General features: G+C 66.2%; 25 protein-coding genes. 19 read left to right on the top strand and 6 right to left on the bottom strand.

Annotation, left to right across the window (positions count from 1 at the left end):
- The first annotated feature begins 24 nt into the window (after positions 1-24).
- The 5 genes from PWF70_RS19450 (at position 25) to PWF70_RS19430 (ending at position 5,718) form a co-directional block, all read left to right on the top strand.
- Positions 25-1,713 carry an FAD-dependent oxidoreductase gene (locus tag PWF70_RS19450; RefSeq protein WP_075863984.1) on the top strand — a complete coding sequence of 563 codons (1,689 nt, stop codon included), beginning with the start codon at positions 25-27 and terminating at the stop codon, positions 1,711-1,713.
- A gap of 2 nt (positions 1,714-1,715) precedes the next feature.
- Positions 1,716-2,993: a glycosyltransferase family 4 protein gene (locus PWF70_RS19445; protein WP_005201455.1), complete on the top strand. Its 1,278-nt coding sequence runs from the start codon at positions 1,716-1,718 to the stop codon at positions 2,991-2,993.
- Complete coding sequence (locus PWF70_RS19440; protein WP_006358627.1) at positions 2,980-3,708, top strand: class I SAM-dependent methyltransferase; 729 nt, start codon at positions 2,980-2,982, stop codon at positions 3,706-3,708. The genes PWF70_RS19445 and PWF70_RS19440 overlap by 14 nt, the downstream gene beginning before the upstream one ends.
- A complete protein-coding gene (locus tag PWF70_RS19435; RefSeq protein WP_035755810.1) occupies positions 3,705-4,760 on the top strand; it encodes a prenyltransferase/squalene oxidase repeat-containing protein in 1,056 nt (351 codons plus the stop codon). The genes PWF70_RS19440 and PWF70_RS19435 overlap by 4 nt, the downstream gene beginning before the upstream one ends.
- A 100-nt stretch (positions 4,761-4,860) precedes the next feature.
- Positions 4,861-5,718: an LLM class F420-dependent oxidoreductase gene (locus PWF70_RS19430; RefSeq protein ID WP_035755807.1), complete on the top strand. Its 858-nt coding sequence runs from the start codon at positions 4,861-4,863 to the stop codon at positions 5,716-5,718.
- Between the two features lie 7 nt (positions 5,719-5,725).
- On the opposite strand, the gene PWF70_RS19425 is transcribed toward PWF70_RS19430, so the two are convergent.
- Positions 5,726-6,328 carry a TetR/AcrR family transcriptional regulator gene (locus tag PWF70_RS19425; protein WP_006358624.1) on the bottom strand — a complete coding sequence of 201 codons (603 nt, stop codon included), beginning with the start codon at positions 6,326-6,328 and terminating at the stop codon, positions 5,726-5,728.
- Between the two features lie 184 nt (positions 6,329-6,512).
- Between PWF70_RS19425 and PWF70_RS19420 the strand changes: the two genes are divergently transcribed.
- From PWF70_RS19420 to PWF70_RS19410, 3 genes are read left to right on the top strand one after another with little or no spacing between them, the layout of a single operon-like run.
- A complete protein-coding gene (locus PWF70_RS19420) occupies positions 6,513-7,904 on the top strand; it encodes a flavin-containing monooxygenase (RefSeq protein ID WP_035755805.1) in 1,392 nt (463 codons plus the stop codon).
- Positions 7,901-8,857: an alpha/beta hydrolase gene (locus PWF70_RS19415; protein ID WP_035755801.1), complete on the top strand. Its 957-nt coding sequence runs from the start codon at positions 7,901-7,903 to the stop codon at positions 8,855-8,857. The genes PWF70_RS19420 and PWF70_RS19415 overlap by 4 nt, the downstream gene beginning before the upstream one ends.
- A complete protein-coding gene (locus PWF70_RS19410; protein ID WP_081724879.1) occupies positions 8,854-9,612 on the top strand; it encodes an SDR family NAD(P)-dependent oxidoreductase in 759 nt (252 codons plus the stop codon). Before PWF70_RS19415 ends, PWF70_RS19410 begins: the two co-directional genes overlap by 4 nt.
- A gap of 25 nt (positions 9,613-9,637) precedes the next feature.
- Here PWF70_RS19410 and PWF70_RS19405 read toward each other — a convergent pair whose 3' ends face one another.
- Positions 9,638-10,330 (bottom strand): class I SAM-dependent methyltransferase, encoded by a 693-nt coding sequence (locus tag PWF70_RS19405; RefSeq protein WP_035755798.1) that lies wholly within the window; start codon positions 10,328-10,330, stop codon positions 9,638-9,640.
- 49 nt (positions 10,331-10,379) lie between these two features.
- Here PWF70_RS19405 and PWF70_RS19400 point away from each other — a divergent pair, with 49 nt between their 5' ends.
- The 7 genes from PWF70_RS19400 (at position 10,380) to PWF70_RS19370 (ending at position 18,073) form a co-directional block, all read left to right on the top strand.
- Positions 10,380-11,354, top strand: a complete 975-nt coding sequence (locus PWF70_RS19400; RefSeq protein WP_035755796.1) for an NADPH:quinone oxidoreductase family protein — start codon at positions 10,380-10,382, stop codon at positions 11,352-11,354.
- A 58-nt stretch (positions 11,355-11,412) separates the two neighbouring features.
- Complete coding sequence (locus tag PWF70_RS19395; protein WP_006358618.1) at positions 11,413-11,682, top strand: DUF2277 domain-containing protein; 270 nt, start codon at positions 11,413-11,415, stop codon at positions 11,680-11,682.
- Positions 11,683-11,802: 120 nt separating this feature from the next.
- Positions 11,803-12,171 (top strand): hypothetical protein, encoded by a 369-nt coding sequence (locus PWF70_RS19390; RefSeq protein ID WP_081724878.1) that lies wholly within the window; start codon positions 11,803-11,805, stop codon positions 12,169-12,171.
- Positions 12,171-14,570: a TPR repeat domain-containing protein gene (locus tag PWF70_RS19385; protein WP_286352735.1), complete on the top strand. Its 2,400-nt coding sequence runs from the start codon at positions 12,171-12,173 to the stop codon at positions 14,568-14,570. The genes PWF70_RS19390 and PWF70_RS19385 overlap by 1 nt, the downstream gene beginning before the upstream one ends.
- Before the next feature lie 157 nt (positions 14,571-14,727).
- Positions 14,728-15,324 (top strand): hypothetical protein, encoded by a 597-nt coding sequence (locus PWF70_RS19380; protein ID WP_230461834.1) that lies wholly within the window; start codon positions 14,728-14,730, stop codon positions 15,322-15,324.
- A gap of 265 nt (positions 15,325-15,589) precedes the next feature.
- Complete coding sequence (locus PWF70_RS19375) at positions 15,590-17,320, top strand: ABC transporter substrate-binding protein/permease (protein ID WP_286352987.1); 1,731 nt, start codon at positions 15,590-15,592, stop codon at positions 17,318-17,320.
- 3 nt (positions 17,321-17,323) lie between these two features.
- Positions 17,324-18,073 (top strand): amino acid ABC transporter ATP-binding protein, encoded by a 750-nt coding sequence (locus tag PWF70_RS19370; RefSeq protein ID WP_006360327.1) that lies wholly within the window; start codon positions 17,324-17,326, stop codon positions 18,071-18,073.
- 4 nt (positions 18,074-18,077) lie between these two features.
- Here PWF70_RS19370 and PWF70_RS19365 read toward each other — a convergent pair whose 3' ends face one another.
- The 4 genes from PWF70_RS19365 to PWF70_RS19350 all read right to left on the bottom strand — a co-directional run bounded on the left by PWF70_RS19365 (position 18,078) and on the right by PWF70_RS19350 (position 21,659).
- The gene (locus PWF70_RS19365; RefSeq protein WP_006360326.1) at positions 18,078-18,878 is read right to left on the bottom strand and encodes a FadR/GntR family transcriptional regulator; all 801 of its coding nucleotides are present in this window, start codon (positions 18,876-18,878) and stop codon (positions 18,078-18,080) included.
- Positions 18,879-19,053: 175 nt separating this feature from the next.
- Positions 19,054-19,974: an amidohydrolase family protein gene (locus tag PWF70_RS19360; protein WP_035753463.1), complete on the bottom strand. Its 921-nt coding sequence runs from the start codon at positions 19,972-19,974 to the stop codon at positions 19,054-19,056.
- A gap of 46 nt (positions 19,975-20,020) precedes the next feature.
- Entirely contained in the window at positions 20,021-21,013 is a 993-nt protein-coding gene (locus PWF70_RS19355; protein ID WP_035753466.1) for an alcohol dehydrogenase catalytic domain-containing protein, read from the bottom strand.
- Between the two features lie 4 nt (positions 21,014-21,017).
- Positions 21,018-21,659 carry a PaaI family thioesterase gene (locus PWF70_RS19350; protein ID WP_035753467.1) on the bottom strand — a complete coding sequence of 214 codons (642 nt, stop codon included), beginning with the start codon at positions 21,657-21,659 and terminating at the stop codon, positions 21,018-21,020.
- A 194-nt stretch (positions 21,660-21,853) separates the two neighbouring features.
- Between PWF70_RS19350 and PWF70_RS19345 the strand changes: the two genes are divergently transcribed.
- Genes PWF70_RS19345 through PWF70_RS19330 form a run of 4 tightly spaced genes read left to right on the top strand, consistent with a single transcriptional unit; the run spans position 21,854 to position 26,943 of the window.
- Entirely contained in the window at positions 21,854-22,651 is a 798-nt protein-coding gene (locus tag PWF70_RS19345; protein ID WP_035753469.1) for a 1-acyl-sn-glycerol-3-phosphate acyltransferase, read from the top strand.
- 21 nt (positions 22,652-22,672) lie between these two features.
- Positions 22,673-24,322, top strand: coding sequence for an AMP-binding protein (locus PWF70_RS19340; RefSeq protein ID WP_035753472.1), 1,650 nt, complete (start codon positions 22,673-22,675; stop codon positions 24,320-24,322).
- Between the two features lie 3 nt (positions 24,323-24,325).
- A complete protein-coding gene (locus tag PWF70_RS19335; protein ID WP_155225511.1) occupies positions 24,326-25,774 on the top strand; it encodes a wax ester/triacylglycerol synthase domain-containing protein in 1,449 nt (482 codons plus the stop codon).
- Entirely contained in the window at positions 25,771-26,943 is a 1,173-nt protein-coding gene (locus tag PWF70_RS19330) for an alpha/beta hydrolase family protein (RefSeq protein WP_035753474.1), read from the top strand. Before PWF70_RS19335 ends, PWF70_RS19330 begins: the two co-directional genes overlap by 4 nt.
- Positions 26,944-26,956 lie beyond the last annotated feature (13 nt).

Raw genomic sequence — 26,956 nt, 5'->3', positions numbered from 1 at the left:
TGTGGAATTACGGAGAAACAGCAGATGGCGCATGTGATTACCCGTCCATGTTGCAACGACGCCAGTTGCGTGAGCGTGTGTCCGGTGAACTGCATCCACCCGACGCCCGACGAGCCGGAGTTCTTGACTGCCGAGGCTCTGTACATCGACCCGGAGACCTGTATCGACTGCGGCGCGTGCATCGACGAGTGCCCGGTCGAGGCGATCGTCCCCGACGATCAGCTCACCGAGCGCGACGAGCCGTACCTGCAGATCAACGCGGACTACTACAAGGACCACGACGTCGAGGGCGGGCTCGTCCCGCCACGCAAGGCGCCGCAGCTGCCCGACCGGGAACTGCACGTCGCGATCGTCGGTGCCGGTCCGGCCGCCTTCTACGCCGCCGAGGAACTCGTCCGCAAACCGGCCATCAAGGTCGACATGTTCGACCGTCTGCCCACGCCCTACGGCCTGGTCCGCGCGGGCGTCGCCCCGGACCACGCCGCCACGAAGGGGGTCGAGAAGACCTTCGCGTCGGTCGCCGCCAAGAAGAACTTCGACTACTACCTCAACGTCGAGGTCGGCAAGCACATCAGCCACGACGAGCTCGTCGCCCGCTACCACGCGGTCATCTACGCGGTGGGCGCCGCGACCGACAAGCGGCTGAACATCGAGGGTGAGGACCTGCGCAACTCCGTCGCGGCCACCCAGTTCGTCGCCTGGTACAACGGCCACCCGGACTTCGCCGACCTCGACGTCGACCTGTCCTCGGAACGGGCTGTCGTCGTCGGCAACGGCAACGTCGCGCTCGACGTGGCGCGCATCCTCGTCACCGACCCCGACGAACTGGCCAAGACCGACATCGCCGACCACGCCCTGGCGAAGCTGCGCGAATCGAACATCACCGAAGTCGTGCTGCTCGGCCGCCGCGGCGTCGCCCAGGCGGCCTACACCAACAGCGAGTTCCTCGCTCTCGGCGACGTCGAGGGCGTCGACGTGGTCATCGATCCCGAGGATCTGGTCCTCGACGAGGGTTCCGAGGCTGCCCTGGCCGATGACACGCTCGACTCGACGATCGCCACCAAGATCCGGCTGGCCCGCGAGTTCGCCGAACGTCCGCAGACACCGGGCAACAAGCGCATCGTCTTCCGTTTCCTGGCATCTCCCGCCGGAATTGCCGGTGACGGCGAAGTGACTACGCTGACGTGCGTGCGCAACGCCTACACCGAAGCCGACGCCGACGCCGCCGGCCGCGTGGCCGTGAAGGCCACCGACGAGCGATTCGACCTCGAGACCGGCCTCCTTCTGCGGGCCATCGGATACCGCGGCGTCCCGGTCACCGACCTCCCCTTCGACGAGGGGCGCGGCGTCGTCCCGAACGCCGGGGGACGCGTGCAGGCCGCGACCGAGGGCGACGTGATGCCGGGGCTGTACGTCACCGGCTGGATCAAACGCGGAGCGACAGGTGGCATCGGCATGAATCGTCTGTGCGGTCAGGAGACGGCACGTGCCGTGATCGACGACTTCGTCGCCGGCGCCATCGGCGATCCGTCGACCCCGCGTGACGATGTCGCCGCACTGTGCGCCGACCGCGGTGCCAACCGCATCGACCTCGCGGGATGGAAGGCCATCGACGCAGCGGAGAAGTCCGCGGGCAAGGCCGCCGGCCGTGCACGGGCGAAGTTCGTCAGCATCTCCGAGTTCGAGGCGGCGGCCGCCGCCGGAGCGCAGTAACCGTGCGGGTTGCACTGCTGTCCTACCGCAGCAAACCTCATTGCGGTGGGCAGGGCGTCTACGTCCGTCACCTCTCCCGCGAGCTCGCGCTGCTCGGGCACAGCGTCGAGATCTTCTCGGGACAGCCGTATCCGGAGCTCGACCAGTCGGCGATCGACGCCGGCGTCACGATCACCAAGGTGCCCAGCCTCGGGCTCTACGACGAGCCGGACCCGTTCCGTACGCCGAAGCTGAGCGAGTACCGCGACTGGATCGACATGCTCGAGGTCGGATCGATGTGGACGGCGAGCTTCGGCGAGCCGCTCACCTTCAGCCTGCGGGTCGCCCGGCTGCTGAAGGAACGGCGCGACGACTTCGACATCGTGCACGACAACCAGTGCCTCGGGTACGGACTGCTCGAGATCCAGAAGGCGGGCTTCCCGCTCATCGCGACGATCCACCACCCGATCACGCGTGACCGCACCCTCGCGGTCAAGGCGGCCAAGGGCTGGCGCAAGATCACCGCGTGGCGCTGGCACTCCTTCCTGCGTATGCAGGGACGCGTCTCGCGCCGGATCCCGGAGCTGCTCACCGTTTCTCGCAGCAGCGAGGTCGACATCCGCAAGGCGTTCGACATCCCGTCGGGCCGCATCACCACGATCCCGCTCGGCGTCGACACCGAGATCTTCACGCCCGGTGCCGACCGCGTCCCGGGCCGGATCGTCTGTGTCGCCAGCGCCGACGCGCCGCTCAAGGGTGTGTCGTACCTTCTGGAGGCGGTTGCGAAGCTCGCTGCCGAGCGTGACGACGTCAAACTGGTACTGGTGTCCAAGTTGGACCCTAATGGGCCGTCTGCCAAGATGATCGAGGATCTCGCGATCGCCGACCGGGTGTCGGTGGTCTCGGGGCTCGAGGACGCCGAGATCGCGGAGCTCCTGGCCTCGGCCGAGGTTGCCTGCGTTCCGTCGCTGTACGAGGGCTTCTCGTTGCCGGCCGTCGAGGCGATGAGCTGTGGGACACCGCTCGTGGCCACTCGCGCCGGTGCGATCCCGGAAGTCGTCGGCACGAGTGAAGAGGCCGCGTTGCTGGTGCCGCCGCGGGATTCCGGGCGCCTCGCACAGGCGATCGGACGACTGTTCGACGACGCCGAACTGCGTGCGCGTCTGGGCTCGGGAGGACGCCGCCGCGCCGAGGAGAACTACAGCTGGGCGGCGGTGGCCGCGAAGACTGCGGCCCACTACGAAACCGTGCTCGCCGGACACCGGCGAGCAACAGAAGGGACGTCGAGTGCTGACAGTTGATTTCGACCGTCTGGGCGTGGGCCCGGGCACCAAGGCGATCGACATCGGGGCGGGTCAGGGACGACACTCTTTCGAGATGTTCCGTCGGGGAGCGGATGTCATCGCCTTCGACATGTCGGAGAGTGACATGGCCGACGTCGCGGAGATGTTCGACGCCATGACGGCCGAAGGGCATGTGCCCGCCTCGGCCAAGGCGCGCGCCGAGGTCGGAGATGCGCTGCGTCTTCCTTACGCGGACAACAGCTTCGACGTGGTCCTCATGTCCGAGATCCTTGAGCACATCCCGACGGACGAGGGTGCGATCAGCGAGATGGTCCGCGTCCTCAAGCCCGGTGGCGTGGCCGCCGTGACGGTGCCGCGGTACTGGCCGGAGAAGGTCTGCTGGGCCCTTTCGGACGAATACCACGAGGTCGAGGGCGGACACGTCCGTATCTACAAGGCCTCGGAACTGGCCGACAAGCTGCGCAAGGCGGGCCTCGAGGTCACCGGCATCGATCACGCACACGCCCTTCACGCTCCGTACTGGTGGCTGAAATGTGCTGTCGGCGTGGAGAACAACGACAACCTGCTGGTCAAGGGATATCATCAGCTGCTCGTCTGGGACATGATGAGCAAGCCGTGGCTGACCCGTGTGGGTGAGCAGGTGCTCAACCCGATGATCGGCAAGTCCGTGGCCCTGTATCTCCGTAAGCCCGAGACTGCCGCGTCTTCATGACGGCCGCTCCGGCTGTCCCTGGAGTGGTCACCGCCGAGCAGATGCGCGCCACCGGCGCGGCCATCGTCGGCATGCAGGAGGAATCCGGCGCACTGCCCTGGTTCCCCGGTGGGCAGACCGATCCGTGGGATCACATCGAATCGGCGATGGCGTTGTCGGTGACCGGCTTTCACGCCGAGGCCGAGGCGGCATACGAATGGTCGCGGCGTAAACAGCGAGCCGACGGCTCGTGGCCGATCCGCACCGTGTGCGGCAAGGTCGAAGACGCCGGCACCGACTCCAACTTCTGCGCCTACATCGCGGTCGGGGTCTGGCACCACTACCTGATCACCGGTGACGACGCCTTCCTGCAGCGGATGTGGCCGGTCGTCTGGTCGGCCATCGACTGTGTCCTGCGCTTCCAGCGGGACGACGGCGCGTTCCGGTGGGGCGGCGACCACCGCACCGGCGCGATGTTCGGTGAGGCCCTGATCACCGGCAACGCCAGCATTTTTCAGGCTATCGACTGCGCGATCCGGATCGCGGCCGAGCTGGATCAGCCCGACGCCGCGTGGATCGCCGCGCACACCAAACTCGGTGACGCCATCCGTACGGACACCGCGCGCGACGCCGAGTGGGAGATCTTCACACCTCCGTCCGAACATTCGATGGACTGGTACTACCCGATCCTCGGCGGCGCGGTGCGTGGGGAAGAGGGGCAGAAGCTGATCGCCCGCCGCTGGAACGAGTTCGTCGTCCCCGGCAAGGGTGTGCGTTGCGTCGACCACCGTCCGTGGGTCACCGGTGCCGAAACCTGCGAGCTGGCATTGGCTCTCGACTCGCTCGGCGACACCGCCGACGCCATCGAGCTCATCGCCTCGATTCAGCATCTGCGCGATCCCGACGGATCGTATTGGACCGGACTGGTTTTCGCCGACGGCAAACGCTGGCCGGTGGAGAAGAGCTGCTGGACCTCTGCTGCCGTCGTCCTGGCGGCCGATGCCGTGAGTCGCACCAGTGTCGCCAACGGCATCTTCCGCGATGTCCGTCAGCGGCTGGCCGTCGCGCCCTGATCGCACCCCCTGGTCTCTGTGGCGCCCATCACCTAGACTGGTGTCCAGTCAACCGTCCGATTCTGTTCCGGGCGGCCGCAACGGTGCCCGGGGAGGCCTCATGGAGTTCGGAATCGTGCAGTTCACCAGCGATCGCGGGCTCAAGCCGCACGTGCTCGCGCCGCTGATCGAGAACGCCGGCTTCGCGTCGTACTACGTGCCCGAGCACGGCCACATCCCCACCCGCCGTGACGCCGCGCACCCGCAGACCGGTGACGAGACCCTTCCCGATGACCGGTACATGCGCACCCTCGATCCGTGGACGTCGCTCGCCGCCGCCGCTGCGGTCACCGAGCGCATCCGTCTGGCGACTGCCGTGGCGCTCCCGGTCCAGTCGGACCCGATCACCCTGGCCAAGACGATCGCCACCCTCGACCACATCTCCGGGGGCCGGGTGACCCTCGGCGTGGGATTCGGTTGGAACCTGGACGAACTCGCCGACCACAACGTGCCGCCGAAGCGGCGTCGAACCATGCTGCGCGAGTACCTCGAGGCGATGCGTGCCCTGTGGACGCAGGAAGAAGCCGAGTACAGCGGCGAATTCGTGAACTTCGGGCCGAGCTGGGCGTGGCCCAAGTCGACGCAGGGACACATCCCCGTTCAGGTCGGTGCGGCCGGCAACGAGAAGAACTTCAAGTGGATCGCCCGCAGCGCAGACGGCTGGATCACCACCCCGGGCGAGGAGGACATCGAGGGTTCCGTTGCACTGCTCAAGCGCATCTGGTCCGATGCCGGTCGCGAGGGTGAGCCGGAGATCGTCGTCCTCGACTTCAGGCCGGTGCCGGAGAAGCTCGTGAAGTGGCGCGAGATCGGCGTGACCACAGTGCTTTACGGCTTGCCCGACGACTCGGTGGAACGCGCGACAGGCTACCTGGCGAAGCTGGCCGGAAAACTCGACCTCGCGCCGGCAGCCGTCTAGCGCCGGGTCAGGCGAGCGGGTCGGTACGCAGACCGGGTATCACGAACCGGTCGAGATGGCGCCGGACCTGCTCGGCGTCGTCGATGTCGATCGTCTCGCCCGGCGATGTGCCGAGGCTGATCAGCACGCGCGCAACCCATTCGGCGACCTCGTGCAGGTCGTGTCCGGCGTGGATCTCCCCGCGTCGGGCGGCGGCCTCGATGTACGGGAACCAGAAGCCGGCGAGGTCGGGTACCAGTTTCACGACGCCGACGCCCGCGCATTCGGCGAACTCCGTCGGTTCCTCGGTGCGCAATCGCATGAGGAGGGTTCCGGGGTCATCGTAGGCGCCGCGCCCGATCCGTACGCCGGCGGTCAGCTGGCCGGCCAGATCGCCGATGTCGTCGAGCGTCGCTCGTGCGTCGCGCCAGAACGATTCCGTCAGCCGCACGATGGTCGCGCCGATCATCGACGGTTTGTCGGGGTAGTGCCGGTACAGCCACGCCCGGGAGACCCCGGCGGACTCGGCGACCTGCTGCATCGTCGTCGCCCGAATGCCTTTTTCGGCCAGCAACTTCTCGGTGGCGTCGAGCAACCGGTCGTGAACCGACGGGTTGGTCGTCTCGGTCACGGGGTCTCCTGCGTCGCTCGTCGCCTGGGTCTGCTCTGTCGTCAGCGCTCCGGCGAAGACTAACAAGCCCGTAGACAGTTCGTGGAATCTGTGTACACGGTTCAGGTCATGGTGTAGACACAAACCAGATTGTGTCTACACCGCGATGTTCGATCATCACCGAAGTTTGTCCAGAGGGGGCAGCGTGCCTTTACCAACCACCGCGATCATCGGCGCCGGGATCAGCGGCCTGACCGCGGGCAAGATGCTCACCGACTACGGCGTCCCGTACACCTGCTTCGAGAGCTCCGACCGCATCGGCGGCAACTGGGCATTCGGCAACCCGAACGGCCACAGCAGCGCGTACCGGTCGCTGCACATCGACACCTCCAAGCATCAGTTGTCCTTCCGGGACTTCCCGATGCCGGATGATTACCCGGACTTCCCGCACCACACGCAGATCAAGGCGTACCTCGACTCCTACGCGGAGGCCTTCGACCTCACCTCGTCGATCGAGTTCACCAACGGCGTCGAGCACGCCCGTCGACTCGACGGTGGAGGCTGGGAGCTGGAGACCCAACGAGGTGAACGACGCCGCTTCGATCTCCTCGTCGTCGCCAACGGGCACCACTGGGACCCGCGGTTCCCGAGCTTCCCGGGTGAGTTCGACGGCATCGAGATGCATGCGCACCACTACATCGATCCGCGGACGCCGCATGACTTCATGGGCAAGCGCATCCTGGTCGTCGGCCTGGGGAACAGCGCTGCCGACATCGCGGTGGAGTTGTCGTCGAAGGCGCTCGACAACAAGCTGACCCTGTCCACCCGCTCCGGTGCGTGGATCGTGCCGAAGTATTTCGGCGGCAAGCCCGCCGACAAGTACTACAAGACCTCGCCGCACATCCCGATGGCGTGGCAGCGCAAGTTCGTGCAGATCATGCAACCGGTGACAGCCGGCCGTCCGGAGGACTACGGTCTCCCGACTCCGAATCACAAGTTCTTCGAGGCGCATCCGACGCAGTCGGTGGAGCTGCCGCTACGCCTGGGCTCCGGCGACGTCATCGCCAAGCCGAACGTCAGCCGGCTCGACGGATCGACGGTCCACTTCGACGACGGTACCTCCGACGACTTCGACATCATCATCTATGCAACGGGATACAACATCACCTTCCCGTTCTTCGACCCCGACTTCATCTCCGCCCCGGACAACCGGATCGACCTCTACAAGCGGATGTTCTACCCCGGTATCGACGACCTCGTCTTCGCCGGGTTCGCGCAGGCCGTCCCGACGCTGTTCCCGTTCGTCGAGTGCCAGGCGCGCCTGATCGGTGCGTACGCGACGGGCCACTATCGTCCGCCATCGGTTGCCCAGATGCGGGACACGATCGCGGCGGACACAGAGTTCTTCACCGGCCACATGGTCCAGAGCGCGCGACACACGCAGCAACTCGACCACTACCTCTACGAACACAACATGCGTACCAAAGAGATTCCCGACGGTCGACGCCGCGCGCAGGAGCAGGGGCCGATGACCTGGGCCGGTGTCGCGGATTCCGTGCCCGTCGGCACCGTCTCGGAAGCGGGGGCCTCAGCATGACCGCAGCGGGCACGACCACAACGTCCGGGGCGGAGACCGTCCGCTTCCCGTCGTCCGGCACCGACTGCGACGCATGGTTTTTCGCTGGTTCGTCGGCTTCGCCCTTCGAGGTCGACGGCAAACGGCCCGTCGTCGTGATGGCGCATGGTTTCGCGGGCACCAAGGACTCGGGTCTCGAACCGTTCGCCCGGCGTTTCGCGGAGGCTGGACTCGCGGTCTTCGCGTTCGACTACCGCGGTTTCGGGTTGTCCGAAGGTCAACCGAGACAGCAGATCTCGCTGGAACGCCAAGCCGACGACTATCGCGCGGCGATCGTTGCTGCGAAGAAGCAGCCCGGCGTCGACCCGAATCGGGTGATCCTCTGGGGAGTTTCGCAGTCGGGCGGTCACGTCCTGACTGTCTCCGGTGGCCGAACCGACATCGCCGCGGTGATCTCGGTGATCCCCCTCGTCAACGGGCTCGCGGCCGGTCGCGTCGCCTACGACCAGGTCGGGGGTGCGGCGATCGCCCGATCCACCGCGACCGCGGTGGCGAGTGCGCTGTCGGCGAAGCTGGGGCGCGGCCCGAAGATGATGCGCGTCGTCGGCAAGCCGGGGGACCGTGATGCGGCACTGACAGCGCCGGGGTTCCTCGAGAGCTACCTGGCGATCGCCGGACCGTCCTGGCGCAACGAGGTCGATGCGTCGGTGGGTCTGGAGATCGGCGGTTTCCGTGCCGACAAGCATGTCCACGAGCTCGACGCGCCGGTGCTCGTGCAGATCGCCGACTACGACTCGGCCGCGCCTCCTCACGCCGCGGCGAAGGCGGCGTTCAAGGCACGCGCCGAGGTCCGGCACTACCCGTGTGATCACTTCGACGTCTTCGCGGGCAACGACTGGTTCGAACCGTGTGTGGGCCACGCGATCGCGTTCCTCACCCGCAAGCTCGCGGTCGAGACGGTGACCGCCCGGTGAAGCGCGCGATCGTCATCGGGGGAGCGTCGGGAATCGGGCTCGCGACGGTCGATGCGCTGACGGCCGGGGGAGTGGAGGTCGTCGTCGCCGATGTCGACGCCGAGCGTGCCGAAAAGGTTGCGGCCGAGCGTCTCGGCACCGTCCGCGCACTGCGGCTCGACGTCACCGACGAGGATTCGGTGGTCGCGGCGTTCGACGCGGTCGGAGAGTTCGACACGGTGGTGAACTGCGCCGGACTGTCTGATCCGGGAGCCCTGACCGAACTCGAGTTGAATGCCTGGCGTCACACCGTCGACGTCTGCCTCACGGGCACGTTCCTGGTGATCAAACACGCCGGCCGACGGATCGCCGACGGCGGTTCGATCACCTGCATCGCGTCGCTCAACGGTCGGCAGCCGGGTGCCGGGATGGGTTCGTACTGCGCGTCGAAGGCGGGTGTGCTGATGCTCGTCGAGGTCGCGGCCCTGGAGTTGGCGGAACGGGGGATACGGGTCAACGCCGTATCGCCGGGTCTGGTGTCGACGCCGCTGACCGAGGGCATCGGATTCGTGCCGGGTCTCACCGAGGAGTACATCGAGAACACACCGCTCGGACGCAGCGGCGAACCCGCCGAGATCGCCGACACCATCGTCTTTCTCGCCTCCGACAAGGCGCGATGGATCACCGGAGCAGCGTTCGACGTGAACGGCGGCGCACACCTCAAGCGGTATCCCGACGTCCTCGGGAAAGCGCGCGCGATGTTGGAGCAGGCATAGGGCGCCAACGCCTTTCGGTGCAGGGTCAGGCCTGCAGCGGCGCTCCGACCTCACCCGAGTCGCGTCGGAGCACGCGCAGCGATCCTTCCGCCCGGACCTCGGTGAACTGGCCGGTTTCCAAAGCCTGGCAATAGATCTCGTAGGGCGGACGTCCGCCGTCGGCGGGGTCGGGGAAGACGTCGTGGATCAGCAGGGCGCCGCCGATGCGCACCCACGGAGCCCAGCCGTCGAGGTCGTTCTGGGCGGCTTCCATGCTGTGGCCGCCGTCGATGAACACGAAGTCGGCAGGCTTGCCCCAGATGCGGGCGGCGACTTTCGACGGTGCGAGGAGTCCGACGACGGTCTTCTCGAGTCCGGCGTCGAACATGGTGCGGCGGAAACGTGCCGAGGTGTCGAGCGTGCCGGTGTGTGGGTCGACCAGCGATTCGTCGTGGTACTCCCAGCCGGGTTGGTGCTCCTCGGAGCCGCGGTGGTGGTCGACGGTGACGAGGACGGCGTCGTTCGCCTCGGCGGCGGAACCCAGGAACACCGTGGACTTTCCGCAGTAGGTGCCGATCTCCACGCCGACCTTCGTCGAATCTGGTTGGGACAGATACTCTCCGGCGATCTCGAACAGCGTCTGGGCCTCGTCGAGCGGCATGAAGCCGGGCGCCTCGTCGGCGACTTTGCGACGTTCGGGGGACGGTGCGTTCGGCGACGGTGCCGTGGACTGTGACATGGCACAGATCCTATCGGGTGTGTGAGGGGCGCCGCGTAGGGTGACCGTTATGAAAGCTCAGGTACTCAGTGCAGAGACAGGCCCTTCCGGACTCGAATTGACCGAGGTCCCCGACCCCACTCCCGCCGACGGCCAGGTCGTCGTCGACGTCAAGTCCTGTGGAGTGTGTTTCCCGGACCTCCTGATGAGCCAGGGCAAGTACCAGCTCCGCGTGCCGACCCCGTTCACCCCGGGTACCGAGGTCGCGGGCGTGGTGCGGTCGGCACCCGAGGGATCGTCGGTGAAGGTGGGGGACAAGGTCCTCGTCGCCTCGATCGTCGGCGGTTTCGCCGAGCAGGTGGCGGCCGCGCCGGAACAGCTGCTGCCGCTGCCCGAGGGGCTCAGCTTCGAGCAGGGCTCTGCGATGGGCATCAATTATCAGACCGCGCTGTTCGCGCTGAAGACCCGCGCACACACCCAGCCGGGTGAGGTCGTCGGTGTGCTGGGTGCCGCCGGCGGTGTCGGCACCGCGTCGATCATGGTCGCCAAGGCCATGGGTGCGAAGGTCGTGGCCATCGTCCACCGCAAGGGTGCCGAGGAACTGCTTCGCAGCGCCGGCGCCGACGAGATCGTGCAGCTCGAGGAGGGCTGGGGCGACATGCTCCGGGAGGTCGCGCCCAAGGGTGTCGACGTCATGATCGATCCGTCCGGAGGTGAGGTCTTCGACGAGGCGCTGCGCCAGGTCGCGCCGGACGGTCGCTACGTGGTCGTCGGCTTCGCGGCGGGCGGGATCCCGACGGTCAAGCTCAACCGCGTTCTCTTCCGCAACATCGCGGTCGTCGGCGCGGCCTGGGGCGAGTACGTGCGCACCCATCCCGAGCTGAATCTCCCCGCGAAGCTGCACGAGGAGCTGAGCCAGATGATCGCCGACGGCATGACCCCGCAGGTCAACGTCACCTACTCGCTGGATCAGCTGCCCGAGGCGTTGACCGATCTCGCCGAGGGGCGGATTCTGGGTAAGGCGGTCGTGAAGATCGGCGACTGAGGACATCGGCTCGGCCGGCGACGATCGCAGGAGACAGCCACCTGCGAAGGGAACCGCCATGTGCCGCAACATCACCGAACTCCGCGGACTGGAACCGCCCGCCACGGCCGACGAGGTCGAGGCAGCCGCGCGGCAATACGTCCGCAAGGTGAGCGGTGTTCGGCACCCGTCGCCGGCCAACGCCGAGGCCTTCGAGGCCGCGGTCGTCGCCGTCACCGCAGCGACCCGCACCCTGCTCGACGCCCTGCCCGAGCGTCGTCAACCGCCGAAGACGGTTCCCCCGCTTCGACGCCCCGAGGTACAAGCGCGGATCGCCGCGCGGGGATAGGCACCCGGTTCAGCAAGAGGTATCGCTCAGCGATACCTATTGCTGACTGCGTTCTGCTCTACCTGTGGAGTACCTGACAGCATCCCCATCCGTGAGCGGTTAGGATCGCGAGGATGTTTGATGCTGATCGTGGCTGCGCGCATGGTGGTCATCAGATTGGGTGGGGGAAGAGTGACACCGAAGCCTGTAGAGGTGAACCCGGGCAGTCTCGCTGACGCGGCGACGCACTTGCATTCGTACGGTACGTCGATTCGGGGGATTGAATCGCCGACTTTCGGAGCGATCCGAAATTCACTGGTTGGCTTCGAGACTGCATCAGCCACTGGCAGCGTCGATGCGTCAGTGAAGCAGGCGCTGACGACGATTGCAGGCCGACACGAACAGTTTGGCGATGCGCTGAAGTCCGCCTCGAGCGTGATGGTCAATGTCGACTACGTTGCCGCTCGACTACTAGAGTCGCTTGGCAATCTCAACCAGCGTCCTGAGTGATGGCGGCAAAGACACGCAGTGTTGTTCGCGATGCGCACCCCGAGGTTCTCGCTCATGCGGCGTCCGCCTTGGTACCGGTGTCGACCGCAATCGAGAGAAAAGCCGGGGAACTCCATGCGAAGGTAACTGGCCTCGATTGGAAGGGGGCCGCTCGTGACGGGGCGGTGACCCTCGCCGACTGGGAGAAAACGCAGATGACCCGTGTCGCGGACGCTGTCGAGGAACTCGGCGAAGCGTTCAAGTCGGGGGGCAGTCGAATGGCCCCGATGGTCGAGAACCTTAATACGTCAGCTACCAATCTCGAGAACGACCAGTTCTCCGTCTCTGAGGATTGGACCGTCCGTGACCTGAGAGACCACGCATCCGAAGAGAAGCGCAACGAGGGTGACTCCACGGCACTGTCTGAGATAGCCGAAGCTCGTCGCATCCGCGGCGAAGAAGCAACCAACGAGACCATCCGACTCCAGAGGCTTGCGCAGGAGTTGCACACTGCTGACGTCGACACGAAGCGCGCGATCAGTGAAGCAGAGGAACTCATCAGAACGCTCGCGCCCGTCACAGCGGGACTCAGTGTTCGTCAGTCCGAGCTAGACCTGAAGGCGCTCAAGGATGGCAAATTGTCGCCGGTGGCCGGAGAGCGACTGAGGCAAGCGACATCCTTGAGTCCCGAGCAGCTCGAAGCGCTCCGAGGTGGGCAGGCCACGGAGATCCCCCAGGGGCAGTACAACTACCTCAGCAGCATCATGACCGAGCTCAAGACAGCGAACATGGACGAGCTTCTCAAGGTTCATAACGCTGCGCCAGGCCTGCTCGGAGACGCCTTCCGCATCATGTCGTCTCCCAACGTACACACGAAAGCGGGCTCAACCGGCGGCCTTGACCGCTTGCCTGACTCGGTTGTGTCACTGCTTCGCGAGAATCCGATCAAGCGGACGACCGCAGGTATGTCGACGGGATACCCGTACTCCTTCGCAGGGGTTCCGCGTCTCGATGACTTCAAGGCTCTGAACACGATCTTGAGTGACCGTACCGACCGTGGTCTGCAGTTGGGCACTGACGTCGATCGAGGAATGCTCAAGCAGGCATCTGAAATCGCTGGAGCTCTTCCGGACGACGAAGATAAGCTCTTTGGTCTGTACGACGAAAATCAGCGCGTCGAGGACGTGCGAAAGCTCGCGAGCTCGATGCTCACCAACTCGAGTCACGACCGGCAAGCTGTCACCGATTTCCTGACCGGGGAACGGATGGGCGTGACGGTTGCCGAGGGGCATAGATACGACGCCGATGCGCACGTGCTGAACATTCTTTCTGAACGGTGGTCTGTCGACGGTGTGAAACTCGGTGCCGAAGGCGATTTGTCTGGCGGTAGAGATCTTTTCGATTGGATCGGGGCGGCGGCACCATCCGAGGGCTACGAAGGGCAGCTCGGTGGTAGGGCCGCCAATGCATTGGCGCGCATTCTGATCGATCACGAGAACGAACTCGATTCCTTGGTCGTCGAACGAGACTCAACAGGAAATAACAAGTACGAAACCTTCGGTGACCGGAATGCTCTGCTGTCGCAGGTACTTGCCAAGAACCTCGCGCCGTATTTCGGTAACTTCGCCGGTGCTCCGGATGGGGTCTTGGTCAACCACACAGCCGGTCCGCTCGAAGACACGGTGGAGTTCTCAAAACTCATCGGGGTGCTCTCCACGGATCCCGGTGCGGGTCGAGTTGCGTTGAGCGCAGCCGTGCAATGGGAGAATTTCCTCGCGCACGAGTACGGCAGCGACCCGGAAAACTCGGAGCTCGCCACTGCCGCTGCCAAAATACACAGGTCAATGGACGACGGCTTGACCAACGCGCTCTCAACCCTCGCCGACAACGACCACTGGGAGAGATTGCGGGAGTACAACGAGAAGTCCTTCTTGATCGACTCGGCCGGAGGGCTTTTGGCCGCTGGTGGGTTGAAGATCCCTGGGCTCTCCGAGGTCGCCGGCATGGCCGTGCCACTCGTGAAGATGGATGGGGTTGCGTTGCCGACCGCTGATCCGCAGGACAACGAATCTGCATGGAAGACAGAGCTTGAGAATCTAGGGACCGGCCTCGACAAGATGACGGCCGGGCATGATCGGGTTGTTCATGTGACGTCCGGCTATCTCGAGGATCGACCCGACCTCTGGGGTAAGGTGTGGACTGCGCGCGACGGTGCTCAGATAACATTTGTGAAGCCAGGCGGGTCTCTTGACCTGGAAGTGGTTCAGGCCAACGGCCGAGAATTCACGAGATTCTCGAAGGAAATCGGCGCGGAGAGTATTCGTTTCGAATACAACGACCACTTCGGTGAATCACTCGAAGATCCGACCATTAACGATTCCGACCAGTCCATGGAGGTAGTGGACCGTGCGCCGCGCTGACGTTGTCGCAGTTGCATTTCTGTGCCTTGGGCTTGTGACTTCCTGCAGTGACATCGGTATATCTCCACCCCCGGGATCTTCGGGCAATACCGCGTCCAGTTCGGTCCGATCTATGTCCCCCTCGGAAGCCCGGGCAGCAGACCGTCTGCAGTGGAGAATGCGCTGGCGTGAGGACGGGGCTGTTGACCTGTCATCACCGACTGGGACGTTCATTCGAGGGGTCATCGAAGGAGAAACCCTTCTGCTCTTCGATTGGGATGTTGAGGGTGAGTTTCCAGGCATCAAAGATGCGATTCCCAGCCGGAAGGATTGGATGCCGCCTCTGGGCAGCAACGACTACCAGACGGTGGATGAGATCTATAAGATTGCCAATATCCGTGACATCGGCGACAACTCTGCTGTCGCGCTTGTGTGCACAACCGGGCAGGTGAGTACCGATGAAGCGGCCTTTCCGCCCTACTTCGATTCGCAGGATGTCCCTGATGCCCGCGACAGGTTTGTGGCGGTCGAGCGCTTGACGTTTCATCGCGAGGGCGAGTCGCCGCCTGAAAGCCGGCCCGGTCCCAAGCTGTTTCCCGGGTATGACGTATTCGGAGATTGGTGGGTCTCGGAGTACACGGATTCGTGGGCGCCGCCGTCGGGTCCCGACGAGTGGGGGAGGGAACCGATGCCCGACCCGAGTATTTGCGGTGACATGGGCGACCTGACATCTCCAGGCCCGTCGTTCCCGGGCTGGTCGGGCGCTGGAGTCTGAGACGCCCGAACCCGTAGCGGGTCAGTCAGCAATAGGTTTCGCTGAGCGATACATATCGCTGATCCGTGCCGCCGCCAAACCTGGCGATTCAAAATAACCCCAGCTCACCGGGGTTAGGCTCACCGGTGAGCAAAAATTTGGGACGTGACCGCGGGGTCGGGCTAGGGTCCGAGTGGTGTCCAACCACCGATCTCACCGCGCTCATCAAGCCGCTCCGCGCGTGGTTCGCCTCCTCGCACTCGCGCTGACCGCCGCCATCGTCGGCATGCTGGCCATCCTCGGCGGACCTGCGCCCCGCGCGCAGGCCGCACCTGACGACAGCTGTGCGCCGGCCGGGCTCGCGTCCGCGTCGGCCGCGCCGGTCAATCTGGCCGCGGCGGAACAGGGCGGGGAGGACACCACCCCGAACACCACGCAGATCGACCAGCTCGACCTGAATGCGCTCGAGTTGCTCGCGCCGGGAAAGCTCTCCGTCGGCACCCTCTCCGACGCCGGGCCCAGCATCTGCGTGAACAGCGCCGGAGACTTCACCGGCTTCGACAACGAACTCCTGAAGGCCGTCGCCGCGAAGCTGGGTCTGCAGATCGAGTTCAACGGCACCGAGTTCGCGGGTCTGCTCTCGCAGGTCGCCAACAACCGGTTCGACGTCGGGTCGTCGTCGATCACCACCACCGACGACCGTCGTAAGACCGTCGACTTCACCAACGGCTACGACTTCGGCTACTTCTCGCTCGTCGCGCCCGAGGGCGGTTCGATCAAGGGATTCGGCGACCTGTCGGACTCCACGCGTATCGCCGTCGTACAGGGCACCGTGCAGGACGACTACGTGATCAACACCCTCGGCCTCGACCCGGTCAAGTTCCCGGACTATGCAACGGCTTACGCGAACCTCAAGAGCGGTCAGGTCGACGCGTGGGTCGCGCCGTCGCAGCAGGCGGAAGGAGCTGTCCGCGAGGGTGACGGCACCGCGATCGTCGAGAACACCTTCAGCGTCAACAACTTCGTCGCGTGGGCGGTCGGCAAGAACAAGCCCAATCTCGTCGAGGCGTTGAACTCCGGACTCGACGCCATCATCGCCGACGGCACCTACGCGAAGCTGTACGAGGACTGGGTGCCGCGAGAACTGCCGGCGGGCTGGAAGCCGGGCAGCAAGGCCGCGCCGGCACCCGAACTCTCCGACATCGCCGCGATCGCCGCGGAGAACGCCGAGAAGGCCGGCCCGACCGAGGCCACCAAGCCGAAGAGCACGCTCCAGCAGCTCGGTGACACCTTCTTCAACTGGGACCTGTACGAGAAGTCCTTCCCGGAACTGATCAAGACCGGTCTGGTGAACACGCTGATCCTCTCGGTCGTGTCCGGTGTGCTCGGCACCATCCTGGGCATGATCCTGGCGATCTGCGGCATCTCCCGTTCCCGCTGGTTACGCTGGCCCGCACGGGTGTACACCGACATCTTCCGCGGCCTGCCGGCGGTGGTCGTCATCCTGATCGTCGGCCTTGGCGTCGGGCCGGTGGTCAAGGGGATCACCGGTAACAACCCGTACTGGCTCGGCGCGGTCGCCCTGGCGCTCCTCGCGGCGGCCTACATCGGCGAGATTTTCCGATCCGGCATCCAGAGCGTCGACGACGGTCAGCTCGAGGCGTCCCGGGCGATCGGCTTCAGCTATCGGCAGTCGATGCGATTGGTGGTGGTACCGCAGGGTGTGCGACGTGTGTTGCCGGCCCTGATGAACCAGTTCATCAGCCTCATCAAGGACAGCTCCCTGGTCTACTTCCTCGGACTGCTCGCCAGCCAGCGCGAACTGTTCGCCGTCGGCCGAGACCTCAACGCGCAGACCGGAAACCTGTCGCCGCTGGTCGCCGCGGGCATCATGTATCTCATCCTGACGATCCCGCTGACGCACCTGGTCAACTACATCGACCGTCGCCTCCGTACCGGCAGGCCCGCAGATGTCCACGATGACCCGTTGCCCGTCACCGCCGTCGAGAAGGGATAGGCCATGCCTGCCACCACCACCACACGAAAAGCGGTGTCGCTGACCGGCACCGACCTACACCTGTCGTTCGCGAAGCACCATGTGCTGCGCGGCGTCGACATCCAGGTCGACGCCGGGACGACGACGACCGTCATCGGACCGTCGGGGTCGGGCAAGTCGACGCTGCTGCGGGTGCTCAACCGCCTGCACGAGCCCGACCAGGGAGACATCCTGCTCGACGGCCGGTCCGTCCTCGAGGACAACCCGGATGAGCTGCGCCGCCGAATCGGCATGGTGTTCCAGCACTTCAACCTCTTCCCGCACAAGACGGTCGTCGAGAACGTTGCGCTCGGCCCCCGGAAACTCAAGGGGCTCAGCAAGGACGAGGCCCGCGAGGTCGCGCTGAAGCAGCTGGAGATCGTCGGGCTGACCCAGAAGGCCGACGTTCGGCCGGCGCGCCTGTCGGGCGGTCAGCAGCAGCGCGTGGCCATCGCACGGGCGCTCGCCATGACGCCGGAGGTCATGTTCTTCGACGAGGCGACGTCGGCCCTCGACCCCGAGCTCGTCAAGGGCGTGCTCGCGCTCATGGCCGACCTCGCCTCCGAGGGGATGACGATGGTCGTCGTCACCCACGAGATGGGCTTCGCGCGCAACGTGAGTGACAACGTCCTGTTCATGGACCACGGCGCCGTGGTGGAGACCGGTGAACCCGGGCAGGTCTTCGACGACGCCAAGTCGGACCGCCTGCGCACCTTTCTGTCTCAGGTGCTCTGAGACCTCACATCCACTGGACGAGTTCGTCGGACCGTTCCGGGTGACGTTCCCGGAACCGTTCGACGACCTCGCTGATGTGGTCGTGCATCAGCGTCTCGGCCTTGCGCGGCCGGCCTGCGATGATCGCCTTGGCGATGTCGGCGTGGTCGTGGCTCATCGCGTCGTCCTCGGGGATGGTGTCGCGGCCCGTTCCGAGCACGTGTTCGACGACGATGTGGTCGATGGCTTGGGTCAGCAGGGTGAGCACCCGGTTGCCGCTGAGTTCGGCGATCACTGCGTGAAAGTTGTTGAGGTCGCTGAAGATCTCGCTCTCCTCATGCTCCTCGACATCGTAATCGAGGAACCGCGCGAAGGCCGCCTCCTTCAATCTGCGGTCCTCCAGCCGGGCGACCTTGGCCGACAGCTGCGGCTCGAGGATCTTCCAGGTGTCGAAGACCTCGTCGTACGTCGCGCCGGCGAGGTGGAAGTACAGGGTCGCGGTGCGCGCGAGGTAGGACGCATTGAGCGCGCTCACGAACGGGCCTCCACCCGGACCGCGCTTGAGCGTGATCAGACCCTGGACCTCGAGGATGCGCAACGCCTCACGCAGCGTCTCGCGGCTCACCGAGTAGTTGGCGAGCATGTCGCTCTCGGCAGGGAGTCGGTCGCCCCGTCGTAGGCCGAGACTGACGATGTCGGAGACGATCGCCGCGGCGGTGGTTTCCGACGCCTTCGGGGCACGCGTGGTCTCGGACCTCGCCGAGGAATGCATCTCTCCCGGGTTGTAGATGATCGGGAGGCCGGTGCGGGCCAGTTCGCGTGTCATCATCGACCTCTTCAATTGCGGTGAAACTGGCCCGGAGCCGCTGGCTGGAATCCGATCGGTTGCACTTTACGTGGTTGCCGGGACAAGACTCGGACAAATCGTACGAGTGAATGAAACCCCGCTACGTGTTCTAACACGCGGTCGGCATCGGCGCAGGGGAGCGCATGTCTGCGGTTCAGTGCTGCTCGATCGCGAACAACCGAGCCCCGTTGCGGTAGAACACATTGCGCAACCAGTCGTCGTCCATGCCGAGGCCGGTGATCACCTCGAGGGCATGCGTGTAGCCGTAGGGGATGTTGGGGAAATCGCTACCGAAGAGGATCTTGTCCCCGGCGTCGGCGAGGCGTGACCGCAGATCGGCGGGGAACGGGGCGTTCTCCTCGGCGAAGTCGGTGAACGCCATCGTGGTGTCGAGGTGGACGTTCGGGTATTCGAGTGCGAAGTCCAGGAAGGGCTCGTACTCGGGCATGCCCATGTGCGCAATGATCAGCGGCAGCGACGGGAACCGGTGCAGCAGAGCGCGAATCGGTTCCGGTCCGGTGTGGTTTCCGGGTGCGGGACCCGAACCGCAGTGGATGATCACCGGCACCTGCGTGTCGGCGATCTGCGACCACACGCCGTCGAGCAGCGAATCCATGGGGGAGTAGTCGCCGACCTGGATGTGGGACTTGAACACCCGTGTCCCGGCCTGGATGGCACGGGATACGTACGCGGTGGCCGATTCCTCCGGGTAGAAGGTCGCGGTGTGCAGACAGTCCTCGTGGTGGGCGGCGAAATCGTTGGCCCAGCCATTGAGCCACTCCGCCATGTCGGGCTTGTGTGGGTAGACGAGCGACGAGTAGGCGCGGATCCCGAAATCGCGCAGTGTCGACACCCGGACGTCTTCGTCGGCGCGGTAGGTGATGGGCCACTCGCGTCCGACGAGCGGGCCCGCGGAGTCGAAGTAGGCCCACACCTTGTCCATCACCGGACGTGGCATGAAATGCGTGTGGACGTCGACGATGCCCGGGAGGTCGAGGTCCTGCCAGACCGCGCGCACGCGATCCGCCTCGTGGGAACTGAACGGCACTGGGGACTCCGGAACGGCACTGTTCACCTGTACGACGGTACGCCCGGCGTCGGGCCTGGGGCACGGCGGCCGGTCAGCCGACGGCGGGGGAGATCAGCACCTTCCGATGGTCGTTGGGCGCCGACAGTTCGGTGAACACACGATGCACCGCATCGAGCCCGACGATCTCGCTGACCAGTGTCGACGACCCCACCGCGCCGCGGTTCAGTTCACCGGCAGCGGTGTCGAACTCGGCCTTCGTGTAGTAGGAGACGAAGTCCATCGACGCCTCCTTGACGATACCGGCGACGGGCATGAAGTGGTCGTCGCTCAGGCACACGCCGGCGACGACGATTCGTCCGTGCGTGCTCACCGCGTCGAGAGCCGCGGCGATCATCCCGGGTTTGCCGACGCATTCGATCACCACGTCGAATCCGTCCCGGATCTGCTCGATCACCGACTCCGGTGTGTGGACCTCGGACGCGCCGGCATCGAGTGCCGCGGCGCGACGACCGGGGGAGGGGTCGGAACAGATGACCTCGCCCGCGGTCCCGCGCGACAACCAGTGCAGCACAGCTGTCCCCACCGGACCGGCACCGAGGACGAGGACGCGGTCGCCGGATTCGACCGCAGCGCGCGTCACGGCGTGCAGGCCGACCGCGAGGGGTTCGACCAGTGCGCCTTCGACCGGGTCGATGCCGTCGATGCGCACGCTCTCGGCGGCACCGACGACGACGTACTCGGCCAAGGCGCCCGGCAACACACCCAGTCCGAGCGTGCGCGCGGACGGGCACCGCGCGACGTCGCCGGTCAGACAGGCGCGACACCGGTGGCAGCCTCGGACAGGCATCGACGCGACCTGGTCACCGACGCGGAACCCCGGCGCCGCGTCGGGGCCGACCGCTGCGACCTCACCCGCGAACTCGTGACCCATCACGGTGCCGGCGGGCAGGAACGGTGCGGTCGACAGATCGGAGCCGCAGATGCCGTTCGCGGCGACCCGGAGCACGAGTTCGCCGGGGCCGGGCGTCGGATCGGGGAGTTCCACGATCTCGAATCCGTCCGCCGAGGTGACCGCCGCCCTCATGGCCTCAGCCCGCCGACCAGCGCACCGGCGGGGCGTCGAGCGCCGATCGCGGCACGATGAAGACGCCCTCGGCCTCACAGGTCACACCCTCGGCGTCGGAGATGGTGCCGCGCGCGATGCGTTTGCGGCCGGTCTGCTCGGTGACCCAGGCCCGCGCGGTCAGCGCGCCCAGCCGGGTCGGACGGAGGTAGCGGATGGTGATGGTCCCGGTGTAGCAGGCGCTCTCGTAGCTGGCGGCGTTGCCGAGGAGGTGGTCCAGAAGCATCGCGCAGACACCGCCGTGCACACATCCCGGCGGGCCCTCGTAGGCCGCGCCCAGGGTGAACTCACAGCGCACCCCGTCGTCGACATGTTCGACGTTCAGCGGCGGCGCGAGGGCGTTGCGTACCCCGATGACCGCGTTTCCCCAGGCCATACCGGTGTTCTCGCGCGTGTGCCGCACCCCGTACGGCCCGTCCATCTGCTCTGACCGCAGATCGGCGACGATCTCGGCGATCCTCCGCTGGGCGACGGCGAGGGCGTCCTCACCGACTTCGGTCCTGATCACCGCGTCGACCAGGTCGCGGACGGTGTCGGTCAGGGGTGTGTAGACCCCGCGACGGCGCTCGACCTCGGCTTCGGCGATGTCCTCGAGGATGAACTGCATATGGCTACCCATCAGTAGGTGTGGCATAGGTAACGCCGACTGGCGACGTGCACTAGAACGTGTTCTAATTCAACACTAGAACGTGTTCTAGTTTTCCGCTTTGGCGGACATCGACCACCAGGTCATCCAGCCCGAGGTGACACGTCAGGAGCGGTGATCCGCCACCCGGAGACACAACCACAGGAGTTACGACGATGAGCGCCGGCACCTTCGACCTCACCGCCCGCGACGAGACCTGGGTCAAGCGGGTCCTGCCCGTCCTGAGACTCGTGGCCAAGAAGTACTTCCGGTCCGAGGTCCGTGGCATGGACAAGGTCCCCGACGGGGGTGTCCTGCTGGTCTCCAACCATTCCGGTGGCCTGATGGCCTTCGACGTCCCGGTGATCAGCGTGGCCTTCGCCGACGAGTTCGGAGCCGAACGGCCGCTGTACACGCTCGCGCACGACCTGATCTTCACCGGCGCGGGCAAGGACGTCTTCGGCAAGTTCGGCTTCCTGCCGGCCCATCCCAAGAACGCCGTCGCCGCGCTCGAGGCGGGCGCCGCGACCATCGTGTTCCCCGGCGGTGAGTGGGAGGTGCTGCGTCCCACCAGCGAGTCCGCGACCATCGACTTCCACGGTCGCACCGGCTACATCCGCACGGCCCTCGAGGCGGGCGTCCCGATCGTCCCCATCGTCACCATCGGCGGCCAGGAGACCCAGCTCTTCCTCAACCGCGGTGACGCCCTCGCCAAACTGCTCAAGCTGGACAAGCTGCTGCGCATCGACAGTGCGCCATTCGCCTTCGGCTTCCCGTTCGGGCTCACCGCTCATTTCCCGCCCAACATCCCGTTGCCCTCGAAGCTCGTCACCGAGGTCCTCGACCCCATCGACATCACCGCCGAGTTCGGGACGAATCCCGACCACGACGAGGTGGACCAGATGATCCGCAAGCGCATGCAGCACGCCCTCGACGGGCTCGCCCGCGAGCGCCGGTTCCCGGTTCTCGGCTGACCACAACAAAGGAGATCGACGATGATCAACCAGCTCCGCGATCGCGTCACCACCTACACGTGGCTCGTTCGCACCCTCATCCGAAGTGGCTTCCTCGGCTCACTGCGACTCGACCGGTACATGCGGATGGGTCTCAACCTGCGGCGCCACGGCGGCGCCTCCCCGGTCAGCGGCATCGGTCTCGCCGCAGCTCGCGCCCCGAAGGGGCTCGCCCTCGTCGATGAGGCGGGTGAGCTGACGTGGGGAGAGCTCGACGCCCGCTGCGACGCACTGGCCGTCGGACTGCGCGAGCTCCCCGGCGCTTCGGTGAACACCGTCGCCATCCTCTGCCGCAACCACCGCGGCCTCATCGAGTCCCTTGCCGCGACATCGCGTCTCGGCGCCGACGCGGTGCTGCTCAACACCGGTTTCGCCGGACCGCAGCTCGCCGACGTCCTCGAACGCGAGGGCGCCGACGTCCTGATCGCCGACGACGAGTTCGAGGCGGTCATCGCCCCTGCGGCAGACCGTCTTCCGGAGCTCCGTCGCGTCCACGCCTGGACCGAGACCAGTCCGGTGTCCGGAGACACGACCTACTCGCTCATCGACGCGAACCTCGGCCGACGCCCCGCTCGCCCCGAGCGTGCCGGCCGCATCGTGCTGCTGACCTCGGGTACCACCGGCGCCCCCAAGGGTGCACGCCGGGGTGGCAGCACAGACATCGCCTCGCTGGCCGCGATGCTCGACCGCATCCCTTGGCGCGCAGGCGAATCCACGGTCATCGCCGCACCGATCTTCCATGCCTGGGGCTTCGGGCAGGTGGCCATCTCGGCGACCATGACGTGCACGATGATCATGCGTCGGCGCTTCGACCCGGAGGCCACCCTCGACCTCGTCCGCGAGCACGAGGCGACCGGACTCGCCGTCGTGCCGGTGATGCTCGAACGCATCATGGATCTCCCCGACGAGGTCCTCGACACCCATCCGATGCCGAGTCTGCGGTTCGCCACCGCGAGCGGTTCACGGATGCGCACCGACGCCCTGGTCGCCTTCCTCGACCGTTTCGGCGACGTCGTCTACAACAGCTACAACGCCACCGAGGCCGGACTGATCAGTACCGCCACACCTGAGGACCTGCGCGTCGCCCCGGACACCGCAGGACGACCGCTGACGGGCACCAGCGTCCGCATCCTCGACGACGACGACCGCGAACTGCCGACCGGCGAGATCGGCCGCATCGTGGTCGCCAACAACTCCGGTTTCGACGGCTACACCACCGCCGACACCAAGGCGTTCAGCGACGGGCACATGGTGTCCGGCGACGTCGGACGGATCGACGAGAACGGCCGCCTGTTCGTCGTCGGCCGCGACGACGAGATGATCGTGTCCGGTGGCGAAAACGTCTACCCACTCGAGGTCGAGCAGGTCATCGGAGTCCTCGACGAGGTCCACGAGGTCGTGGTGATCGGCGTCGACGACGAGAAGTTCGGTCAGCGCCTGGCCGCCTATGTGGTGCGCGCCCCGCAGACCCTCATCGGCGCCGACCAGATCCGGCAGCACGTCAAGGAACAGCTGGCCGGGTTCAAGGTCCCCCGCGACGTCCACTTCCTCGACGAGCTGCCCCGCAACGCCACCGGCAAGATCCTCAAGCGCGACCTGCAGTCCGCCACCCCGGAACGAAAGGTGAGCTGAACGATGAACGCACGTAACACACTCCGCGTCACCGAGCTGTTGGCCGGCACCGACGCCACCCCGCACGACGCCGAGCGCATGACCGGTCCGGATGCACTGATGCTCAATATGGAGTCCCCGTCGAATCCGATGCACACGCTGAAGGTCGCGGTGCTCGACACGACCCGACGGGGCCGTCCGCTCACACTCGACGAGATCGCCGATGTGGTCCCGTGCTACCTCGGGATGTTCCCTCGCGCCACCCAGCGGGTGCGCTGGGTTCCCGGATGTTCTGCACGCCCGTTCTGGGTGCAGGACAACGACTTCGACGTCACCCGTCACATCGATGAGATGGAGATCGCGGCTCCGGGAGGGCGTGCCCAACTCGACGCGATGCTGTCCGAACTCGCCGTGCGGCAGCTGGACCGCGAACGGCCGCTCTGGGGGCTCACCCTGGTCCACGGTCTGGAGGGCGGTCGTCAGGCTGTCGTGGTCCGCGTCCATCACGCGGTGGCCGATGGGCTGGCGGCGCTCAACACGTTCATGGCGGCCACCGCCGAACCCGGCGAGCGGATTCACCCGGCACCCATCTCCGAGGCCCTCGAGCAGGACACGAGGACCCTCACGAAGGCGGCACGCGCGGAGTCGCGGCGCCTGGTCCGTCGACTCCCGTCCGTGGTCTCGGCGGGGCGGCGCGCGGTGCGGGCGCGACGCGAGGCGGCCAACGGTGACCTGATCCCCAAGCCGCTGACGGTGCGTCGCACCAGCTTCAACGCCCGCAGCGGGGCCGACCGCGTGTGTGCGTCGGCCGACATCGCACTCGCAGACGTCCAGCGGATCGCGCTGGCCGCGGGCACCACGGTGAACGGTGCGCTCCACGGCGTGATCGCCGGAGCGATCCGCAACGAGCTCCTCGCCCGGGGTGAGGAACCCGGTGACTCCGTGACCATCTTCGGGGTCTGCAAGGACCTCGCGTCGAATCGGGTGCACGGCAACGAGATCGCCGCCGCCATGGCGTATCTGCGCTCCGACCTGGCCGATCCGGTGGAACGGATCGTCGCGACGGGCGAGAGCTGCGGAGCCACCGTCGCGTGTCGTCGGGAGGTCGGTTTCGAACTGACCGAGAAGCTCGCCACCTACACCGGCCGGCTCGGCCCGCAGTTCCGCGGGCTGGCCGCCCATCAGATGCCGGTGGTGATGAACAACATCACCACCGCCAACATGCCCGGCCCGCGGACGACGCGCTGGATCGGTGACATCGAAGTGGTCGACTGGATCTCGTTCGCACTGGCCATTGCGCCCGCGGATGTGAACCTGACGACCTACAGTTACGCCGGACGGCTCAGCATGGGACTCATCGCGACACCGGAATCCATGCCTGATCCGGCCGGGTTTCTCCGCCGGGTCGTCGAGGCCGTCGACGAGGCGACCGATGCTCTCGGTATCGGCGCCATGGCACAGGAGGCCAGTTGATCGACTGGGAGACCGAGCGGGCCCGGCTGGGATTGTTCGCGGGCGTGCTGCCTCGCGCGATCGGCAGCTCGTTGGCCGCGAGACGGGGAAATCCGGAGACGGGTGTCCCGGCGGCCGGCTGCGGACCGCGGCAGATCGGGGAGACCGCGATCGACGAGATGTTCATCGCGATCAACTCCGTGATCCGGGACATTCCGCCGATGGAGTCGGTCGAGGACATGGTGGCGCGATGCGCCGACGTCGCCGAGGAGTTCGTACGCCTCGGACCCGCTGGGATTCATCGGGATCCGGGTCTGCCCCGCATACTCTCGCGCGACCGCAAGGTCTTCGGTACCACGTCGTTCGAGCACATCGACTTCTCCGTCGACGCGAAGCTGCCGGCGTCGGTGGCGTCCCTGGACCCGTATGCCGACGGCATCTCGTCGGTCCGGGTGATGACCAAGAACCGGGCCGGTACCCGATGGCTCATCTGGGTACACGGCGCGGCGCAGGGGCGGCCGGACGATCTGTACGCCTTCCGGGCGGCCCACCTGCACAAGAAGCTCGGCTACGACGTCGCCTTCCCGGTGCTGCCCGCACACGGTGGTCGGCGCGTGACGAAGGTGTCCTACCCGGGTTTCGACCCCCTCGTGAACACGCTCATCACCATCCGCGCCGTCGCCGAGATCCGGTCGTTGATCAGCTGGATCGAGCAGCACGACCCCGCCGAGATCGCCATCGCCGGGACATCTCTGGGTGGGCCGATCGCCGCGCTGGTCGCCTCGATGGACCCGCGCGTCGCCACCGTTCTCGCGGTGGTGCCGATGCTGGACATGCACGCGACGCTGGCCCACCACATGTCCCGCGGCGGACCCAAGGGTGAGCACCTCGCATCGTTGATGCGCGACGAGTCGGTGCGGGAAGTCGCAAGTGTCATCAGCCCGCTGCGGGTCCAACCGATAGCGCCGCCCGATCGCCGGATGGTCGTCGCCGCTCTCAACGACCGCGTGACCTGGGTGTCGGCGGCACAGCAACTCCACCAACACTGGGGCGGTCGCATCCACTGGTACCCCGGAAGCCATGTCGGTCACGCCATCTCGACCGGCATCCGGCACGCGACGGACGGTTTCCTCAGCGAACCCGCCCGCCCCGCCGGCCCGGCGGCGGAAGGCCGGCGCGCGGCGTTCTGAGTCGGTTTCCCGT

The organism is Gordonia sp. Swx-4 (assembly GCF_030316175.1).
In the GTDB taxonomy this organism is placed as follows: Bacteria; Actinomycetota; Actinomycetes; order Mycobacteriales; family Mycobacteriaceae; genus Gordonia; species Gordonia alkanivorans.
This window is presented reverse-complemented; position numbering and strand designations above follow the sequence as displayed.

Bases quoted from the DNA above. Each gene is read 5' to 3' on its own strand.
- PWF70_RS19450 (WP_075863984.1), top strand. From the start codon at position 25: ATGGCGCATGTGATTACCCGTCCATGTTGCAACGACGCCAGTTGCGTG.
- PWF70_RS19380 (WP_230461834.1), top strand. From the start codon at position 14,728: ATGCGCTGGCGTGAGGACGGGGCTGTTGACCTGTCATCACCGACTGGG.
- PWF70_RS19375 (WP_286352987.1), top strand. From the start codon at position 15,590: ATGCTGGCCATCCTCGGCGGACCTGCGCCCCGCGCGCAGGCCGCACCT.
- PWF70_RS19415 (WP_035755801.1), top strand. From the start codon at position 7,901: ATGACCGCAGCGGGCACGACCACAACGTCCGGGGCGGAGACCGTCCGC.
- PWF70_RS19405 (WP_035755798.1), bottom strand. From the start codon at position 10,330: ATGTCACAGTCCACGGCACCGTCGCCGAACGCACCGTCCCCCGAACGT.
- PWF70_RS19400 (WP_035755796.1), top strand. From the start codon at position 10,380: ATGAAAGCTCAGGTACTCAGTGCAGAGACAGGCCCTTCCGGACTCGAA.
- PWF70_RS19365 (WP_006360326.1), bottom strand. From the start codon at position 18,878: ATGACACGCGAACTGGCCCGCACCGGCCTCCCGATCATCTACAACCCG.
- PWF70_RS19335 (WP_155225511.1), top strand. From the start codon at position 24,326: ATGAACGCACGTAACACACTCCGCGTCACCGAGCTGTTGGCCGGCACC.
- PWF70_RS19390 (WP_081724878.1), top strand. From the start codon at position 11,803: ATGCTGATCGTGGCTGCGCGCATGGTGGTCATCAGATTGGGTGGGGGA.
- PWF70_RS19350 (WP_035753467.1), bottom strand. From the start codon at position 21,659: ATGCAGTTCATCCTCGAGGACATCGCCGAAGCCGAGGTCGAGCGCCGT.
- PWF70_RS19395 (WP_006358618.1), top strand. From the start codon at position 11,413: ATGTGCCGCAACATCACCGAACTCCGCGGACTGGAACCGCCCGCCACG.
- PWF70_RS19435 (WP_035755810.1), top strand. From the start codon at position 3,705: ATGACGGCCGCTCCGGCTGTCCCTGGAGTGGTCACCGCCGAGCAGATG.
- PWF70_RS19345 (WP_035753469.1), top strand. From the start codon at position 21,854: ATGAGCGCCGGCACCTTCGACCTCACCGCCCGCGACGAGACCTGGGTC.
- PWF70_RS19340 (WP_035753472.1), top strand. From the start codon at position 22,673: ATGATCAACCAGCTCCGCGATCGCGTCACCACCTACACGTGGCTCGTT.
- PWF70_RS19385 (WP_286352735.1), top strand. From the start codon at position 12,171: ATGGCGGCAAAGACACGCAGTGTTGTTCGCGATGCGCACCCCGAGGTT.
- PWF70_RS19430 (WP_035755807.1), top strand. From the start codon at position 4,861: ATGGAGTTCGGAATCGTGCAGTTCACCAGCGATCGCGGGCTCAAGCCG.
- PWF70_RS19370 (WP_006360327.1), top strand. From the start codon at position 17,324: ATGCCTGCCACCACCACCACACGAAAAGCGGTGTCGCTGACCGGCACC.
- PWF70_RS19355 (WP_035753466.1), bottom strand. From the start codon at position 21,013: ATGAGGGCGGCGGTCACCTCGGCGGACGGATTCGAGATCGTGGAACTC.